We start from the raw sequence: 19244 nt of genomic DNA on the forward strand, positions 1-19244 counted from the left end.
TCTTCCAAATCAGTCGTTATTTTAAATGAGTCTTATGCTAAGTGGGCTATGTTACAGACACAAGAGGGAGTCTGTCACCTGAGCGTCAAATTATGTCTCATCTCTCTATATTTTTAGTTACTTGCTATAAAGTTAGGCAAAACTAGAGGCCTATCGACTCTAATCTTTTTCCTTGGGTTTCTTCACCCAATATCAAAATTACAGCAGCAACCAAAAGCAAAACAACTGTAAACATCATAAAAACATGGCTAAATCCGTTCTTAGCCACCATCATATGTGTAACAACGATCGGCGCCAAAATCCCGCCTAAACGCCCCATTGCCGAAGCCCAACCAGAACCAAAAGCTCGAATATTGGCTGGATATTGCTCTGGCGTATAGGTATATAACACTCCCCATGCTCCTAAATTAAAGAATGACATGAGGCAGCCCCAAAACATGATGCTGTTCACACTGTCGGCTTGTCCAAAGAAATATGCAGACAAAGCACAAAAGCCAATAAAAGAAGCCAGTGTAATCTTTCTTCCCAAACGCTCTACAAACCATGCAGCTGCCAAGTAACCCGGTAGTTGCGCCAAAATCATCAGCAAAACATATTCAAAAGATTTAACAATGTCATAGCCTTGTTTCACTAATAAACTCGGTAACCAAGTAAAAATGCCATAGTATGAATACACAATCCCAAACCAAATGAGCCAGAGCATTAAACTACGGCGTGCAAAAGGACCACTCCAAAGTTGTTTAAAAGAAACCTTTTGTCGTATAGCTACAGGCATGACTTCAATATGATGAACAATTTGAACACCAGCTTGAGCTTCTAATTTTTGAACTAATGCATGCGCTTCTTCAATACGACCACGATTAATCAGGTACGGTATCGACTCAGGGAGTTTTTTCCAAATCACTAAAATATAAATTAGTGGGAGGCCACCCATGAGAAATGCTATATGCCAACCAAACTTAGGAATAATAAAATAAGAAATTAATGCAGCAACTAACCAACCTAAACCCCAAAAACTTTCAAGTAATACAATAAAACGACCACGTACATGTGAGGGTATATACTCACTCACCAGTGTTACAGCAACAGGCAACTGTCCACCAAGACCAACGCCAACCACAAACCGAAAAATTAATAACCACTTTAAATCTGGAGCAAATGCACATAAGGCTGTGGCGATACTATAAATTGCCATGGTAGTAGCAAATATTGTCTTACGGCCAAATCGATCTGCTAAAGCTCCCGAACAAACTGCTCCAATCGCCATTCCCACAAAGCCAATACTCACAATCCAGCCACTTTCGGCTGGAGTTAATGCCCAGTCTTTGACTAAGGTCGTCATGATAAAAGCAATGATTCCTGTGTCCATCGCATCAAACATCCAACCTAGCCCAACCACCCACAATAATGTGTAGTGGAATTTGCCGATTGGAAGATTTTGTATACGTGAAATCAGGTCCATAGGAAAACTCTACTGGAAAAAATAAGTGAGCAAGACAATATATTTAATTGTTATAGCATGCTCACATGAAGTTCTACATGATTAATGTTCGTCGGTTGAGGAAGCCGATTCTGCATCATCATCTTTATAAATAAACTTAGGCATTTCTAAACCAAAATAGATGGCAATTAGACGCAGGGTAAAACCGAAAATTAAGGTTGAAATGACGGTTAACTCTAGACTTAACCCTAAATCCTGACATACCCAGTAACAGATGACCGCCACAAAAGAAATACTCGCATAAAGTTCGCGGCGGAAAACAAATGGGACATCGTTACATAAAATGTCACGTAAAATACCGCCAGAAACCCCAGTCAATACACCAGCTACAGCTGATACGACAAAACCGTGTCCCATTTGCAAGGCAATTTGGCAACCAATGATGGTAAACCCGATTAAACCTAAAGCATCGAGCACCAAAAAGATGTTATGTAAGTGACGCATCCATTTGGCAATAATGATTGTGACAAATGCAGCACAACAAGTCAGAACCAAATATTCAGGATGTTTTACCCAAGTTAAAGGATAGTGGCCAAGTAGTACATCACGTACAGAACCACCACCCAAGGCCGTCACACAGGCAATCAGTACGACACCGAACCAGTCCATACTCCGTCGCCCAGCAGACAATGCACCTGTCATGGCTTCAGCAGTAATCGCAATAATATAAATAACGGTGAGTAACATCGCCCTTTCCCTCAGGCCAAACGGTGGCCGTATTTTAAGATAAACTTAGAGAAATTGTGCACAGCATTGCTTAAATTTTTTTCCGGAGCCACATACACACGGTTGTTTCATCGTGACATTCATTTCTACAGTCGGATCAAGGAAAAACCATTGTTGTTGCTGATATACAAAATGTGAAACCTCATGGTGAACTTGAGCTTTTTGTCCATCATGATAATGTGCCTTGAACTCAACCTGCGCATGCGTTTTGTCTAATTTTTCTTTGGCCTGAATAACGTCTAAACCCAACCATTGATTTTGTTTGCTCCAGTCTGCAATAGCCTCTTTATCAAGAGCAGCTTGCTGACCTAAAGCAGTTGTTTTCACAATATAATCAATTTGCTGCAATGCAAAAGCACTATAACGCGAACGCATAAGCTGCTCTGCTGTTAGGGCTTTTGCTGTGCCTAAATGTAAAGGCTCACAACATTCTGCATAGCTGGCTTTTCCACATGGACAAGTGTGTTGAGTCATTCTGTGTTTCTCAAATAAAAAAATAGCTCAGATTTGAGCTATTTTATGATGTTTCTAGAATTGAAATGTCATTTAATCTTTCAATTCATCTTGTTCGATAGAAACAATATGAACTTTCTCGATTTTATGGCCTTCCATCGTCACCACTTCAAAGCGATAACCATCGGCTTCAACAGTTTCACCATTTTCAGGCAAGCGACCTAAATGGAATAACAAATAGCCCGATAAAGTAGAATACTGTTCACTTTCATCAACCAAATCACGGCCCAATAAAAGGGATACGTGGCGAATGTCCGTTGAACCTTCAAGTATTAATGAACCATCTTCCAAGCTCTCAGCAGCTGCATCTAGTTCATCTTCATCTGGGAATTCACCCGCAATTGCTTCTAAGATATCGATTGGTGTTGCAATACCTTCAATTGAACCGTATTCATTTAAAACGATTGCCATTTGTAAAGGTGCTTGACGTAATTGCTCCATCACCATAAGTACTTGAGCATTTTCATGCACAATGACGGGTTCACGTAAATGCTTTTGAAAATCGACCACACCTGTTTCAATAAAGCCATTCAAAACTTTATGAGTGAGTGCAATACCCTCAATATTATCAAGTTCACCACGTGCAACAATCAAACGAGAGTGTGTCATTGACATTAAACGTTCTTTTAAAACTTCCGGCTCGTCGTCTAAATCGATCCATTCAAGTTCAGGTCGTGGAGTCATAACAGACTTTACAGGACGTTCTGATAAACTAAGAACACCTTGCACAAGTACACTATGATAAGCACCATTTTCTTCGTCAAAAACTTCATCTGCAAAAGCTTGTGTAGCCAATACATCTTCTTTATCAGAAGATTGTGTATCTGAGCTAGAACCACTGCTTTTACTTCCTAGCATACGTAAAACCGCAGAGGCAGTGCGATAACGCAAGTCTGTGGTTGTAACCAGCTTTTCCTGATTGCGGCGCATGCTCTGATTGATTATTTCTACCAAAATCGAGAAACCAATTGCAGCATATAAGTAGCCCTTCGGAATATGGAAACCAAAACCTTCCACGACCAAAGAGAAACCAATCATCATTAAAAAGCCAAGGCAGAGAATAACCACGGTTGGATGCTTATTGACAAAGTCCATAAGTGGTCTTGATGCCCACAACATGATTCCGACAGCAACAATCATTGCCAGCATCATGACACTCTTGTCTTTGACCATCCCCACTGCGGTAATCACACTGTCTAATGAGAACACAGCATCAAGCACGACAATCTGGACAATGACCATCCAGAATGCTGCATGCACTGGATTGTCTTCTTTTTGCAGTTGTTTGCCTTCCATGCGCTCATGTAATTCCATGGTGCCTTTAAAGAGCAAGAACACACCACCGAACAACAAGATCAAATCACGACCAGAAAATGGATGATCAAAAATATGGAAGAGTGGTTGGGTAAGTGTCACAACCCAAGCAATAGCGGCTAAAAGTACTAAACGCATTCCCAAAGCGAGTACCAAACCAATTACTCGCGCTTTAGCTCGCTGTTCTGGCGGCAACTTTTCGGCCAAAATAGCAATAAAAACGAGGTTATCAATCCCCAGAACAATTTCGAGAACGATTAAAGTAGCTAAGCCCACCCAAGCGGAGGGATCAGACATCCATTCAAAGATCATCGATCCTGCTCCTGCGCTGACTGGATTTTATCTTTATTTGGCAACACAGCAGGCATGCCCATACAAAGGAGGGAAAATGTTTTTTTAGGACAAGAAATTAAAACGGAGCGACTACAACCACTACCCATATTTGTTCATATGTTGTTAAACGAATTTTTAGTATAGGCAAGATTTAATAGAAATTCATCATTTTTATTTGTTCATGACGGGCATTCACCAAACCCATACAAAACATGAATCTTTCTTATTAATCTGCTTATAAAGTTGTCATATCTTTGGCTTAGTGTAGACAAGAAATATGAACGTGATAAGGTGAAAATAAAGCAATGAATAGCGTATTAACAATGGCAGTAAATGATTCACCAATAACAGCTGTAAAAACAAAACAACCTCTTATTGCATTATATTGTGGTTCACGTGTAGGAAATAATCCAATCTATCGAGAAAAAGCAATTGAGCTCGCTCGCGGAATTGCTGAGCAAGGCTTTGGTTTGGTCTACGGCGGTGCAAGCATTGGATTAATGGGACAAGTAGCCGACAGCGTACTCGAAAATGGCGGTGAAGCTGTGGGAGTGATCCCTGATTTTATGCTTAACTATGAAGAAGCACACTCAAGATTAACCGAATTACACGTGGTAGAAACCATGCATGAGCGCAAAGCTATGATGGCTGAACGTGCAAGTGCATTTGTTGCATTACCGGGTGGTTTAGGAACATTCGAAGAGATATTGGAAATAGCCACTTGGGGTCAACTCAACCAACACCAAAAACCCATGATTTTATATAACGTAAATGGTTTTTATAATGCATTGATTGCTCAGTTAGATCATGCGGTTCAAGAGGGTTTTCTCCCACTTCAACACCGCGCTAAATTGATTATCTGCGAAGACGTTGATCAAATTTATAACGTGATTAAAAACTTAAAAATGCCAAAAAGATTTGTTGTGTAGTTTTCCCCCTACTCTCCATAAAAAAAGCGGTCCTGCCGCTTTTTTTGTTTTAACTATTTTCACCGTGCCTTCAAAAGTACTTAGATTTAGTAAAGGGGTACTCAACATTGTCTTACTTTTTTTACTTTCAATTTGTTTTACACTAGACCAAAACGTTAACTCTCAAATGTTATGAATGCCACGCCGACTCACCAAGCCTTGCAACCTGAATATCGCTTACTCGTACTTTTGGTTTCCATTGGCTTTTTTATGCAGGCTTTGGACACAACAATTGTAAATACCGCTATTCCTGCAATGGCTCATCACCTAAATGAAGATCCATTACGCATGCACAGCGTAGTAGTGGCCTATGTCTTATCAGTAGCTGCCTGTATTCCTTTAAGTGGCTGGTTAGCAGACCGCTTTGGTGTTAGAAATATTTTCTTATCGGCAATCGTTATTTTTACTCTGGCTTCTTTAGGTTGTGGTCTTTCTCAAAGTCTCAATGAGCTGTTAGTTTTCCGAGTTATCCAAGGCGTGGGTGGAGCATTATTACTCCCTGTTGGTCGATTATCTCTTTTAAAAATTATTCCTCGAACTCAGTTCTTAGCTGCAATGAGCTTAATGAGTCTTGCAGGTTTACTCGGACCTTTGGCTGGTCCAACTTTAGGCGGCTGGTTAGTTGAAGTTGCAACTTGGCACTGGATTTTTCTCATCAATATTCCTATGGGTATCTTAGGCATATTAATGACATTAAAAGTCATGCCTAATTTAAAAGAACCTTCAGTCAAAACATTTGATTTAGGCGGCTTCATCTTATTAGTGGTAGCAATGATCGGATGGTCGTTGGGTATTGAACATCTAGCATCGCCTGAATATTCAAAATGGTTTAGCATTTCGCTATTGGTGGTCGGCATAATCGCAACACTTTGGTATGCCTATCATTCTCATACCCATCAAAACGCATTATTCCGCAGTCGACTATTTAGAAATAAAATTTATGCGATTGGTATTTTAGGTAATTTCTTTGCCCGCTTTGGTGGTAATGCCTTACCTTTTGTTTTACCGCTCATGTTACAGGTCGCTTTTGGTTTTGAACCTTTTATTGCGGGTTTAATGATGATTCCTCTGGTCTTAGGTTCATTATTTTCAAAGCCAATTGTCAGACCGATTATTCAGAAAATTGGCTACCGACGTTTTTTACTTATCAATACCACACTGGTAGGGTTATGTATTGCATCTTTTGCCATCATGACAGTCGATACCCCAACTTGGTTTAGAGCCTTACACTTTTTCTTATTTGGCACATTAAATTCATTACAATTTGTTGGGATGAATACGCTCACATTAAAAGACTTACCTCAACAAGATGCGAGTAGCGGTAATAGTTTTTTATCGATGATCATGATGCTATCAATGAGTATTGGCGTGGCACTGGCAGGTACACTCATTAATGTATTTACCAATTATTATGGTGCCGATCACGTGACAACAGCATTTCATCTCACTTTAATTTGCCTCGGTTGTATCAATATAATTGCTGCACTTATCTTTTGGCAAATTCCAAAAAATACCCCCATATAAGCCGTTGCATTTTTAGCGTGGTTTATCACTCTTGAATCACGTTATGATGTCGGCTTAACATCTTTAATGAGTTTTGCATGACCAAACTGGCTAAAACCTTTTTCACAGCACGGCACCACAATACCCTAATCGGAATTGGCTTGGCGTGTATTATGGGAGTATTAGCTTATTTTGGTCTGTTCTATCAACAAAAAGCCGTTGCGCAAGATTACCCAGTTCAAGGATTTGATGTTTCTCACCATCAAGGTGATATTAACTGGAAAAAAATATCACCTGAAAAATTTCAATTCGTCTATTTAAAAGCAACTGAAGGCGGCGATTTTAAAGATTCAAAATTTCAAGAAAACTGGCTCAAGGCGCGTGAACATAGGTTTCATGTAGGGGCTTATCACTTTTATCGTCTATGTCGTGATGGTAAAACGCAAGCAGATAACTTTATTGCGACAGTACCTAAAAAATCAGATGCGCTTCCGCCAGTTATTGATCTGGAGTACGACAGTAACTGTATTAATGAATACACCAAAGAACAATTAATTAAAGAAATTGGCATCATGCATGACAGCTTACAACAGCATTATGGTAAACAGCCTATCTTTTATATTTCTAAAACTTTTTATCACATTGTATTAATGGGAAATTTCCAGAATACACCACTTTGGGTAAGAGATTACGAAGGAAAACCTGAGCTCAAAGACAAAAGCAAATGGCTCTTTTGGCAGCATAGTAATCAAGGTAAAATTGAAGGGATAACAAAGCCAGTAGACTTAAATGTTTATGAGGGTTCAGTCAAAGAATGGCACCAATTTTTACAGCAGCAAGGCATCGTGAAAGCACAATAATATGCGCAAAATCATTCATATCGATATGGATGCCTTTTATGCATCAGTCGAGCTACGGGAACAACCAGAATTAAGGCATTTACCCGTTGTTATTTCGTCTCATCATCCGCGAGCTGTGATTGCTGCTGCATCTTACCCTGCCCGCGAATTTGGTTTGCGTTCAGCCATGTCGATGAGTCAGGCAAGAAAGTTATGTCCTCAAGTCGTTATTATTGAGCCAAATTTTGAAAAATATCGCACAGTTTCAGCTCAAATTCATTCGATCTTTCAGCAATATACGCTTCTTATTGAACCATTATCTTTAGATGAAGCTTATTTGGATGTCACTGAGAATTTAAAACAGATTGCGAGTGCAACCGAAGTTGCTATGCATATTCGGGAAGATATTTTTCGGTTAACGGGACTTACTGCATCGGCAGGTGTAGCACCCAATAAGTTTTTAGCAAAAATCGCTTCTGACTGGAATAAACCGAATGGTTTATGTGTAATAAAACCCTCGCAGGTCGCCAATTTTATTCAGGATCTTCCGCTTAAAAAAATTCCTGGCGTAGGTAAAGTCACTCAAGAGAAATTACAGCAGCTTCAATTACATACGCTGGGTGATTTACAGAAAATTGAAGAGGCTGTTTTAATTCACCACTTTGGTAAATATGGACAACAGCTTTATCTATATGCACAAGGAATTGACCACAGACCTGTTCAAGCTGAAAGAGCTCGCCAACAAATTTCAAAAGAGACGACCTTTGATAGTGATTTTACTTTGGCTCAATGTCAGCCTTATTGGCAGGGATTAGCCGAAAAAGTCTGGCAAAGCTTAGAGAAAAAACAACTCAATGCACGAGGTGTTAATGTCAAACTTAAACTCAAGAATTTTCAGACTTTACAACATAGTAAAAGCTTTAAAAGGCCCATTCAGTCACTACATGACTTAATCCAAGTTTTATTTTTATTATTAAATGAAATGCAGATTCCCGAACATTTCCAGTTTCGCTTAATTGGTATAGGGGTTTATCAGTTACAAACTCAATCCGATGACTTTCAACTTAACCTTTGGTGATTGACTACTTTTCACTCAAAAAGAGTGGATTTTGAACAAAATCTATTCCCTTTTGCTCCAAGTTTAGAGTAACCTAATCAGCGCATATTCATTACCCATGTATTTGCAACATGCCTAAAGCAACCTTTACTTTTGGCATACCGTCCTGTGATTGGCGTGACGACCAAATCCGAATATTACAGGGCCCTTCCAATACATGGTTGATCTGATACTCCTCATCACAATAATCTACTGAAATTCTTTTCTACTTGCTTGCACCTACCTAGCAACTCTTCATAAAATCAAAACTATTAAATAAAGCCACTCTAGAGCATTTTTATGACGGTAAAGCGTTTACACGTTACTTCACGCTACTGCGAAGTTGCGATTTCAGGTAATTTAGTACACTTAGCTGGGCAACTCGCAGATGATACAAGCGTAGATGTTACATCACAGACTCAGCAAACTTTAGATAATATTGATCGATTATTGGCAGAAGCTGGAACAGATAAAACCCACATTCTTTCTGTCATGATTTTTCTAAAAGATATCGAAAAAGATTATGCAGCGATGAATGCTGTTTGGGATGCATGGATTAGTGAAGGACATCCACCAGCGCGTACTTGTGTTGAGTCCAAACTTTATACGCCAGACGTGCTTGTAGAAATGACGGTTGTTGCAGTACTTCCATAATTTTTATAAATATAAATCGAGATTAAATTGAGCAATATCTCTAGTTATATTGCTCAATTTTTTACAGCTTAAATAATTAAGGTCAGTATCTTATTAGGGATTATCAAATTGCTAAGCTTGCCCATACTTGTTATTCAGGATTAGATACAATTATTTTTAATCTTTATTGCACCGAACGCTTATCTCAATCCGACGTTACCTACTTTTTAAGACTTCACAAAAGCATTTGACATTCTTTCTAGCTGTGGCGTTGCATGTAAAGTTGCCATCTCTGTTTCTGGACTCAATAAGTCTCTTCTTAGATCATGATAGTCAGGTACCTCACTATAATGCAGCACACGATAACCAGCGAGTTGCAACAGGCGACGTTCATATTGTTGATGCGCTCGGCGTAAACCATTTTCGCCAAGAACAACAACGACAACAACCTGATAATTTTGATCAAGTACAACAAAATCAGCTGCCATATTTTGATATTTTCGACGTGTATGCGCATATTTTGTAGTTAATAGTGCATCAAAGGATACATGTGCCAATACTGTAAATTTAGGCAAAACTGTTTGTAGTCTGGTTAATGTTATTTGCTCATGACTGGTTAATACTGCACGGCGCTTCAAGGCACTATCATGTTGATGCCTTCGTGAAAGACTTTTCACTGCCATCACAACAGCCAAAAATAATAATAAGATCGTAATTAGATAATACATGGGCTTAATCCTTTAAGTTTTTTATAATGATTTTGCTAGATCACACTTTGTTTTAATTGATAACGACACAGCCGTTCTTTAAAAGGTTCACTTAGTAATTTCACTTGTAGTTATCAAGCTTGGCTTAAATTTAGCCACCCTCACATTATTTATAATCATAGAGTCAACAACAATCAAGTGCAGCTCGTCAGATTTATGGTATTTATCGTTTTTCGTTACGCTTTTTGTACTTTAAAACTGCAAAAATCTCACTATGCGATTTAAACACATATTTTAAAAAGAGAACAGGCTCTATTTAAGAGCCTGTTTTATCATCATCCACGAACCTTGGTTTTCGGTTTACTTTTTCCACCAAACGGTCTTTTCTCACCGGTTTCACGAGGAGGCAAACCTGTATGTTGGGTTAGAACCTGTCCTTTTTGTGGACGTTTCTGCCCTGCTGCTGAGCGAGTTTGCCCCTGACCACGTTTTGCTGAATCTCCCGCCACAGACGAGTTCTTCTTACGCGCAGATTTATATTCACCTTCAGCAGTACCTTGTGGCTGATAGGTCGGAATCAAATGCTGCTTCGAATTACCAATTAAATCGGCGCGGCCCATTTCTTTTAAGGCCTCGCGAAGTAATGGCCAGTTGTTTGGATCATGGTACCGCAAGAATGCTTTATGAATACGACGACGTTTGTCACCTTTCACAATATCGACATTTTCAGTATAACGCGCCACTTTCGCCAACGGATTTTTACCCGTGTGATACATGGTGGTTGCCGTTGCCATTGGTGATGGATAGAAGGTTTGTACTTGGTCGGCACGAAAACCATTCTTCTTCAACCAAATTGCCAGATTCATCATGTCATATTCAGTCGTACCTGGATGTGCAGCAATAAAGTAAGGAATTAAATATTGCTCTTTTCCTGCTTCTTTACTAAAGCGGTCAAACATTTGCTTGAAACGATCATACGTACCAATACCCGGTTTCATCATCTTAGATAAAGGACCATTTTCGGTATGCTCTGGAGCAATTTTTAAATAACCGCCAACGTGATGTTGTACCAGTTCTTTAACATATTCCGGATTCAGTACGGCAAGGTCATAACGTAAACCAGAACCAATTAAAATCTTCTTCACACCTTTAATCGCACGTGCTTTACGATAAAGCTGTACTAAAGGTGCATGATCGGTATGCAAGTTTTGACAAACACCCGGATATACACAAGAAGGTTTACGGCAGTTCTTTTCAATTTCAGGGTCTTTACAGTGCAAACGGTACATGTTTGCTGTTGGACCGCCTAAGTCAGAAATAATGCCTGTGAAGTTTGGTGCCGTGTCACGAATTTTCTCAATCTCACGTAAAATTGAGTCTTCAGAACGGTTTTGAATAATACGTCCTTCATGTTCTGTAATCGAACAGAAAGTACAGCCACCAAAACAGCCACGCATAATGTTGACCGAGAATTTGATCATATCAAATGCAGGGAAACGAGCATCGCCATAAGTTGGATGAGGCAAACGTGCATATGGAAGATCAAACACATAGTCCATTTCCTCAGTGGTTAGAGGAATTGGTGGAGGATTGATCCAAACATCACGTTCACCATGGCGTTGAACCAAAGCACGGGCATTACCCGGATTAGTTTCAAGATGCAAAATACGGTTTGCATGCGCGTAAAGCACGTGATCATTTGACACTTCTTCAAAAGAAGGTAAACGAATGACCGCTAACTCGCGTGGAGGTAACTTATGTTTAATTGCTTTTGACGGTGCTGGCTTTAATTGAACGATTTGAGTGTCGTCATCTAGTTTGTCGCCTTCACGCACAATCGGATTTGCAACAATCTCTTTCTGGAAATCTTGATACTGAGCTAATGAGTTACCTTTTTCTTTTTCAACCTCACAGCCATCAATATCTTCAGTCATAACATAAGGGTTAATAATTGGATCAACACGTCCAATCGTATCTACATCATTACTCGCAACTTCAACAAACTTTGCTTTTGAAGCTTTGTTATGTTTATTAATAATAAATGCTGTACCACGAACATCTGTAATCTCGTGGATTTTTTCACCTTTAGCCAAACGGTGCATCACATCAATAATGGCACGCTCACCATTACCATACATAAGCAAATCGGCTTTTGAATCCATCAAAATCGAACGACGAACTTTATCCGACCAATAATCGTAGTGTGCAATACGACGTAAACTGCCTTCAATTCCACCTAATAACACAGGTACATCAGGGAATGCTTCACGACAACGCTGGCAATATACCGTTGCTGCACGGTCAGGACGTTTGTTTGGCTCATTGTTTGGAGAGTAAGCATCATCTGAACGGATTTTACGATCTGCCGTATAACGGTTGATCATCGAATCCATATTACCTGCCGTCACACCCCAAGCAATGGTAGGCTTACCTAAAACGCGGAAGCTTTCAACATTGGTCCAGTCTGGCTGTGCAATAATTCCGACACGAAAACCTTGTGCCTCAAGCACACGTCCAATCACACCTGAAACAAATGACGGATGGTCAATATAGGCATCACCGCAAACTAAAATGAAGTCACACGCATCCCAGCCTAGTTGATCCATTTCTTCTCGTGACATCGGCAAAAATGGCGCTGGTTCAAAACACGACGCCCAATATTTGTCGTAATCAAACAACGCTTTTGGCGCAGTTTGCATGGTGTAGGCAGTAGACATGGCTTGCGAATCTCGGCTAGCAGATGGAGGAGAGACATCTAAAGATGAAAGCCGATCATTTTAACATGAATTCCATTCATTTTCCCTGTTTATAAAACAAACGAAAACAAGGATATAAAAATTAATTTGATTAAAGTTTATTCAACATTTTATTCTTCTAATAAATGCGGCGGAATAAAAGCCGCCGCAGTTTTAACTCATTTATTTATAGGGTTTAGAACAAAGCTTTTGGCAAACGAATTTGAATAATCTCATTATCGTCAGCCAATTTTGCGTTACGCCCTGTAGACCCAGGGAAGTTATTATCATTTAGAACAGTCAGCGTTGTACCATTTTCAATGATGACATCTTCAATAGTTTCAAATGGGAAGGAAAAAACTTGTTCTGTCCCAATATCCCCTGCTCTTGCTGTGCCGTAAAGTAAATTAGGATTGGCAATTTTAATTAAATCGACTAAATCTTCGCGGCTTACGGGTTGACCTGACTCATTTAATTTAATACGAATTAATTTTTTATATCCGCCTAAATTATTCTGAGTCGCATCACGCTCAATAATAATGCCTTCTTTATCATTAAAGAGTTGGAAATCACCAATATTGGTTGCCTTACTGTCCAATTGGAACCAATAATATTTTCCTGTATACGCTTTTTTCTTCAGGTCAAATTGCGAGATCAGCAATTGTCTTTCCGTTTCTCGAATTGATTTAAGCGGTTTCTCTACAAGAGGATAGAGATATTGGCCATCTGGAGAAATTGCCATTCCTTCAAAACCACCACTTTGCTGAACTAGAGGCTCTACAAAATTAATTTGCGCTTTATTAAACTGATTTTGAGGAGAGCGAAGTTCTTGTGTCGGATTTAGTGGATTTGGCAGAGCAATTGGAGCATCCAACAACACACCATCTGCTGAGAAATGAAGTAAATAAGGACCAAACTCATCCCCAATCCAATAAGTCCCATCACTAGTACGTTGCATTGACTCTGGGTCAAAATCAGCGCCCGTTAATAAACGCTCAGCTGTATCACCATTAACAATATTAAATGGAATTAACTTGTTTGGATCACGCAGTTGGATAAAGCTTTGCACAGTCACTTGACCCGTGCCTTTAGCTTTAGTTTTGAAATCAGGCTTTAATTTATAGATACGAAGTAAAAAGTCTGATGAATTATCTTGAGTCCCAAACCCGTTATCGGCCATTGCCATATAACTGCCATCTTCATTTTTTAATGCAGCAGAAAAGCCCTGTACAGGTTGACCTTTAAATGGAGGATAAATTCCATTTGCACCTTTCACATATGCGCCAGAGTCTGGACCAGCAGCGTAGGTTTCTACAGGTAACTTGGCAAAAGAAATTAAGGTCGGTTCGGTAACGTTTTCAGTGGGTGAAGTTTGTTCTTGATCGTTATCATCGTTACATGCCGTCAATCCTAAACTGGCACAGCATAATAATGCGACTAAAGTTTTTTTGCTCATGGTTTTATACAGTCGGTAAAAAATTAAGCAAATTTAATCAAGCTTATATGAAGTTTTTACTTCAAAAAGATGAAATCTTTATGGCGAAAATATGACAAATATATCTGTTAGATTAATGTTAAAAAACTATTGGCTCAAGATTTCACTAAAGTTTCGTTGGCTGATATTCTCCAGCAATTGCTGCTTTCAAAAAATTCTGAAAGGTAGGACATAGCATATGATTTTCAGCAGGACACACTGCCGCATGTTGTAATCCTTGACTAATAAAATGTAATCGCTTTGCCATTTGCTCTAATTGTTCAGCTTTATCTTTTAATTTTTGACGATCAAGTTCAGGTTTACCATCTTGTCCAAACATTGTGGCGATTTCATTTAAAGAAAAACCCGCAGCACGACCTAACGCAATTAGTGCCAGTTGATCAAGCACCTGTTTACCATATTGCCGACGCAAACCTTGCCGCCCTATTGATTTAATTAATCCCTTCTCTTCATAAAAACGTAGCGTTGCTGTTGTGACTTGTGCCTTTTTCGCGACTTCACCAATATCCATAATACCCTCTTGACTTCAAGTGAACTTTAACTTGCACAATAAATTTATCACGTTTCATACGTATAAAAGCAAGGTGTAAAAATGAATATCTCCACATTGTTCTTTCAAGCTTTATGCCTCGGTATCGGGGCAACAGTAATTATGGATATCTGGCTGTTAATATTAAAGATATTCAAAATTCCTACCTTAAACTTTGCCTTTCTCGGACGCTGGGTTGGTTGGATATTTCAAGGCAAATTCATACATCAATCCATTGCCCAAAGCTCTCAAATTAAGGGTGAATATTTACTAGGTTGGATCGCACACTATAGTGTTGGGCTGATCTTTGCATTCAGCTTTCTTTGCATTGTGGGCTCCGATTGGCTCATTCATCCTCAGTTTTACTCAGCGCTACTTTTTGGTTTAGTCACTGTTCTCATTCCTTTTTTTATTATGCAACCTGCGATGGGTAGTGGTTTCGCTTCTTCAAAAACCCCTCATCCATTTTTGAATTGTCTAAAAAGTTTGCTTAATCATAGTTTTTTTGGCTGTGGTTTATATCTCACTGCAAAAATCTTTCAAATTTAAAATAAAGGAAAATCTCATGAAAACCGTTGCTATTATTTACCATAGTCGCCAAGGTCATACTCAGTTTATTGCTCAGCAAATTCAAACTGGCGTATTAAGCCAAAAAAATATTAAAGTAGATCTACTGAGTGCTGAACATCTCATTGAAAACCCTGAAATACTTATCCAATACGATGGCTTGATTTGGGGATCTCCGACTTACTTAGGCGGAGTGTCCTCCAAATTAAAACAACTCATGGATGCAACAGGTCCATTGTGGAAAAAACAGAGCTTTAAAGGAAAACTAGCGGCTGGGTTTACCGTATCATCCCTTCCCGCGGGTGATAAACAATCGACATTAATTTCACTTTTTACCTTCTGTATGCAACATGGCATGTTATGGATCGGTAATCCAATTCTGCCCGAGCAACATCAAGGTGTGCCTTATTCTGAAGCTGCTAATCGTCTTGGTTCATGGTCAGGATTAATGGCTCAGGCTGAACACGGCAGTAGTCCCGATAGGTTTGATGAAGGAGACATTAAAACTGCTCAATTATTTGGAAATAATTTTGCAATGACCTTGAATGCTTATCTTGGAGTTTAAGATTATGACAGCACAAAGGATTTTATTTCCGCTCATATTATCTGCAATGATGTCATTTATAATTTCAGGAATTACGACTTTCAAAGCAGTAGGACCAGTTCAAAATTTCTTTTCATTATGGATATCCGCATGGGGTATTGCGTGGATATTTACTTTTCCAAGTGTGTTGATCTGTACTCCTGTAGCACAGAAACTAGTCGACATCGTATTTAAGAAAGTTGAAAAAGTATATCTGTAAGTTAAAACGTACAAAACTTGCGGTGAATTGCGGATATCCAGCTTTAGTATTTTTTTATAATATATGAAACATAGAGAGACAGGATGTCTCATTGAAGAAGAATAAGAACGCAGGAAGCGGTAGTTGACAGGAGTTAGCTACATAAGCTGAATACGAAGGAACCTCGACAGGATGTCGGGGTTTTTTCATTTTAATTATACAAAATTATCACTATTTGCTTGTGCTGAGCAACAGAACTTATATTGATCCATTAGTTACAGCTGAATACCATGATTTCATTTGAAACTTGATTATCGGTTTTATATTTTGCTTACCTCATCTTTATCTAACAATTATTTTAAACCAACTCAAATACACATTTTGAGCCTCAAATTTTTTACAATTGTTTTAATGACAATAATGACGGGATGTACGAGCTTAGGCCCGAATAGTGGTTCATTTTCATGGCGTTCAAATAAACTCTCGTCTGGTTTACAAAAAGCTTATTCTGTTCCACAAAACACAGCGAATCGGTTATCTCCAATTATTATTCAAAGTGCTGACCAATATAATGTGCCCCCTCTTTTACTTGCCGCGGTCATAAGACAAGAATCGAGTTACAATACTAACGCGCTATCACCTACGGGAGCAGTAGGTTTAACTCAAATTATTCCTAGCTATTGGCAACAAACTTGTGCTGGTAATTTGTATGATGAATCTACAAATATTCAATGTGGTGCTTATATCTTAAATCACTATTATCAGTCAGCGGATAGTTGGTTCAAAGCCACTGCTTATTACAATGTTGGACCTACAGGATATGAGCGAAGTTTCTGGACACGTCACAAAGCTAAGAAATATGCCCGATCTGTTAAACGTCATCAAAAAGCTCTAAAAAGCGCCTTATAAATTAAAGTCAAATAAAAAAGCCCATCTGTTGATGGGCTTTTTTATACAAGTAATTTTATTCGTCAAATAAACCTTCAAATAGAACAGAAGATAAATAACGCTCACCACTGTCTGGAAGAATAACAACAATCGTTTTGCCAGCATTTTCAGGACGTTCTGCAATTTTAGCAGCCGCAGCCAAAGCTGCTCCACTTGAAATACCCACTAAAATGCCTTCCTGCGTTGCACAATTTCTTGCCCACTTAATTGCTTCTTCACTAGTTATTGGTAAGACTTCATCAACAAGATCTAAATCAAGATTCTTTGGAATAAAGTTCGCACCAATTCCCTGAATTTTATGCGGTGCAGGTGTAATATTCTCACCATTTCTAGTTTGAGTAATAATTGGAGACTCAGCAGGTTCAACGGCTACAGAGTACAAAGGTTTATTTTGAACTTGTTCGAAATAACGAGAAATACCGGTAATTGTGCCACCAGTACCTACACCAGCAACCAAAATATCGACTTGCCCGCCTGTTGCTTGCCAAATTTCAGGACCAGTTGTATCCACATGGATTTGTGGATTGGCTGGATTTTCAAATTGTTGAGGTAGGAAATAAACATCTGGTTGTTCAGCTTCTAATCGCACAGCTTCATCAACTGCACCTTTCATCCCTTTCGCTGGTTCAGTTAAAACTAAATTGGCACCGAGTGCTTTTAACACTTTTCTACGCTCAAGACTCATGCTTGCAGGCATAGTTAAAGTAATTGGGTAACCCTTAGCCGCTGCAACAAAAGCCAATGCAATCCCCGTGTTACCACTGGTTGGTTCAATAATATGCATGCCTTCTTTTAACACACCACGCTTTTCTGCATCTGCAATAAGTGCCGCTCCAATACGACATTTCACAGAAAATGCGGGATTCCGACTTTCTACTTTTGCTAATACAGTTGCATCAGTTTTAATCAAACGATTGATACGAACTAAAGGTGTATTACCTATTGCTTCTGCATTATTTGAATAAACTGCGATCCCTAAATTATTGGGTGTTGGAAATTGCTGGTCGGTAGACATGTTATATCCTTATTAGATTTGGAATGATTCTGAATCATTATAAGCTTCTCTAATAAACAGGAAAGTAGAAAAGCTAAGTAATGCCTAAATTATCAAATTAACAACATGTCTTGTCATAGATTTATTTTTAACAAATAACAATTTAAAAATACTTTTAAGAATCAAACTATTAGATTAGATTAATTTATTTTCCTATCTACATACCACATTAGAAATAATAGGAAGGCTGGCTAATATTTCACATTATTAAGACTACGCTAATCTTCTGGTCGAACATTAAAGCTAATATTTTTCAATATTTTATGTAATTAAAACTACCAAACTTCACCCTCTCGCCATTCTGCGCAAATAGTATTCTCTTCTGAACGATGTGATAGTCGGTCTGTCAGCTTAGTACTCAAAGGATATAGCATAATTTCATAGTCATCAGTCAGATAAGTAGAAGTATCTTGTTTGATGTATAAATCTCCCCACCATGAAATCCAACCTAATTTTTTATAAAATGCTTCATCTTCTGGTTGTAATGCCGCAAGCCCATATTCCAAAGAAGTTAATGTATCAACTAAATGTCTTAATAATTGCGATGCGAACCCCTTACCCCTCATCTTGTAGTCAGTAGTCACATACTCTATATAAGCAGTTTTTACATTGAAACTGCCATTTATGGTGAAAACTCTATCTGTCCATAAAGCATGTGACACAATATTACCACCTAATGTGCCTAATAAATGAACAGCAGCTTGCATAAAGGTATATTGACTCCAAGGATCTTCATCAAAAGCAGCAAAACATAGCTCAGCAATCTGTTGTCGCTGTTGCTTATTTAGATCTTGGGCCGCGATAATTTTAAACTGCATAAGCAGAAGCTCAATTTTAATTGCTCATATCATAAGCAAAGATCGCAATAATATGCAGTTAATTTCATTAAATTCTTTATTCCTCTGTTTCAGGCATAAAAAAACACCCTCAACTGTTAAGTTGAGGGTGTTTCGAATAATGAGCTGGCGATGACTTACTCTCACATGGGAAACCCCACACTA

The 19244-nt window shown here is 38.7% G+C and carries 19 protein-coding genes; 9 read left to right on the top strand and 10 right to left on the bottom strand.

Going from position 1 to position 19244, the window contains the following annotated elements; genetic code table 11:
• Positions 1-142: 142 nt before the first annotated feature.
• The 4 genes from niaP to MKL38_RS10070 form a co-directional block, all read right to left on the bottom strand.
• A complete protein-coding gene (gene niaP / locus MKL38_RS10055; RefSeq protein ID WP_270903182.1) occupies positions 143-1462 on the bottom strand; it encodes a niacin transporter NiaP in 1320 nt (439 codons plus the stop codon).
• A gap of 81 nt (positions 1463-1543) precedes the next feature.
• Entirely contained in the window at positions 1544-2188 is a 645-nt protein-coding gene (locus tag MKL38_RS10060; RefSeq protein WP_002121256.1) for a trimeric intracellular cation channel family protein, read from the bottom strand.
• A gap of 45 nt (positions 2189-2233) precedes the next feature.
• Positions 2234-2701, bottom strand: coding sequence for a YchJ family protein (locus tag MKL38_RS10065; protein WP_270903183.1), 468 nt, complete (start codon positions 2699-2701; stop codon positions 2234-2236).
• 72 nt (positions 2702-2773) lie between these two features.
• On the bottom strand, positions 2774-4366 hold the full coding sequence (locus MKL38_RS10070) for a TerC family protein (RefSeq protein WP_209831400.1): 1593 nt from the start codon (positions 4364-4366) through the stop codon (positions 2774-2776).
• 326 nt (positions 4367-4692) lie between these two features.
• On the opposite strand from MKL38_RS10070, the gene MKL38_RS10075 reads away from it, so the two are divergent.
• From MKL38_RS10075 to MKL38_RS10095, 5 genes are all read left to right on the top strand, one after another.
• Entirely contained in the window at positions 4693-5316 is a 624-nt protein-coding gene (locus MKL38_RS10075; RefSeq protein ID WP_209831399.1) for a TIGR00730 family Rossman fold protein, read from the top strand.
• Positions 5317-5487: 171 nt separating this feature from the next.
• Positions 5488-6879, top strand: a complete 1392-nt coding sequence (mdtD, locus tag MKL38_RS10080; protein ID WP_270903184.1) for a multidrug transporter subunit MdtD — start codon at positions 5488-5490, stop codon at positions 6877-6879.
• Between the two features lie 77 nt (positions 6880-6956).
• Positions 6957-7718, top strand: coding sequence for a glycoside hydrolase family 25 protein (locus tag MKL38_RS10085; protein WP_209831397.1), 762 nt, complete (start codon positions 6957-6959; stop codon positions 7716-7718).
• 1 nt (position 7719) lies between these two features.
• The gene (gene dinB / locus MKL38_RS10090) at positions 7720-8775 is read left to right on the top strand and encodes a DNA polymerase IV (RefSeq protein ID WP_209831396.1); all 1056 of its coding nucleotides are present in this window, start codon (positions 7720-7722) and stop codon (positions 8773-8775) included.
• A gap of 318 nt (positions 8776-9093) precedes the next feature.
• Positions 9094-9447, top strand: coding sequence for a RidA family protein (locus MKL38_RS10095; protein ID WP_209831395.1), 354 nt, complete (start codon positions 9094-9096; stop codon positions 9445-9447).
• Between the two features lie 206 nt (positions 9448-9653).
• Here the strand turns inward: MKL38_RS10095 and MKL38_RS10100 are convergent, their stop codons facing one another.
• The 4 genes from MKL38_RS10100 to MKL38_RS10115 all read right to left on the bottom strand — a co-directional run bounded on the left by MKL38_RS10100 (position 9654) and on the right by MKL38_RS10115 (position 14874).
• A complete protein-coding gene (locus MKL38_RS10100) occupies positions 9654-10154 on the bottom strand; it encodes a DUF2726 domain-containing protein (RefSeq protein WP_003654375.1) in 501 nt (166 codons plus the stop codon).
• Positions 10155-10468: 314 nt separating this feature from the next.
• Positions 10469-12850, bottom strand: coding sequence for a YgiQ family radical SAM protein (locus MKL38_RS10105; RefSeq protein ID WP_270903185.1), 2382 nt, complete (start codon positions 12848-12850; stop codon positions 10469-10471).
• A 214-nt stretch (positions 12851-13064) separates the two neighbouring features.
• Positions 13065-14324 carry an esterase-like activity of phytase family protein gene (locus MKL38_RS10110; protein ID WP_270903186.1) on the bottom strand — a complete coding sequence of 420 codons (1260 nt, stop codon included), beginning with the start codon at positions 14322-14324 and terminating at the stop codon, positions 13065-13067.
• 145 nt (positions 14325-14469) lie between these two features.
• Positions 14470-14874 (bottom strand): helix-turn-helix domain-containing protein, encoded by a 405-nt coding sequence (locus MKL38_RS10115; RefSeq protein WP_270903187.1) that lies wholly within the window; start codon positions 14872-14874, stop codon positions 14470-14472.
• 81 nt (positions 14875-14955) lie between these two features.
• On the opposite strand from MKL38_RS10115, the gene MKL38_RS10120 reads away from it, so the two are divergent.
• The 4 genes from MKL38_RS10120 to MKL38_RS10135 all read left to right on the top strand — a co-directional run bounded on the left by MKL38_RS10120 (position 14956) and on the right by MKL38_RS10135 (position 17150).
• Positions 14956-15441 carry a DUF2938 domain-containing protein gene (locus tag MKL38_RS10120; RefSeq protein ID WP_270903188.1) on the top strand — a complete coding sequence of 162 codons (486 nt, stop codon included), beginning with the start codon at positions 14956-14958 and terminating at the stop codon, positions 15439-15441.
• Between the two features lie 16 nt (positions 15442-15457).
• A complete protein-coding gene (locus MKL38_RS10125) occupies positions 15458-16024 on the top strand; it encodes a flavodoxin family protein (protein WP_270903189.1) in 567 nt (188 codons plus the stop codon).
• A 4-nt stretch (positions 16025-16028) separates the two neighbouring features.
• On the top strand, positions 16029-16262 hold the full coding sequence (locus tag MKL38_RS10130; RefSeq protein ID WP_270903190.1) for a DUF2798 domain-containing protein: 234 nt from the start codon (positions 16029-16031) through the stop codon (positions 16260-16262).
• A gap of 279 nt (positions 16263-16541) precedes the next feature.
• On the top strand, positions 16542-17150 hold the full coding sequence (locus MKL38_RS10135; protein ID WP_209831390.1) for a lytic transglycosylase domain-containing protein: 609 nt from the start codon (positions 16542-16544) through the stop codon (positions 17148-17150).
• 55 nt (positions 17151-17205) lie between these two features.
• Here MKL38_RS10135 and cysK read toward each other — a convergent pair whose 3' ends face one another.
• Both cysK and MKL38_RS10145 read right to left on the bottom strand, forming a co-directional pair.
• Positions 17206-18204 (bottom strand): cysteine synthase A, encoded by a 999-nt coding sequence (gene cysK / locus MKL38_RS10140; protein ID WP_270903191.1) that lies wholly within the window; start codon positions 18202-18204, stop codon positions 17206-17208.
• Between the two features lie 314 nt (positions 18205-18518).
• On the bottom strand, positions 18519-19061 hold the full coding sequence (locus MKL38_RS10145; RefSeq protein ID WP_270903192.1) for a GNAT family N-acetyltransferase: 543 nt from the start codon (positions 19059-19061) through the stop codon (positions 18519-18521).
• Between the last annotated feature and the right edge of the window lie 183 nt (positions 19062-19244).

Origin of the sequence: Acinetobacter sp. AOR14_HL, from assembly GCF_027855175.1 — a bacterium.
GTDB lineage: Bacteria > Pseudomonadota > Gammaproteobacteria > Pseudomonadales > Moraxellaceae > Acinetobacter > Acinetobacter calcoaceticus.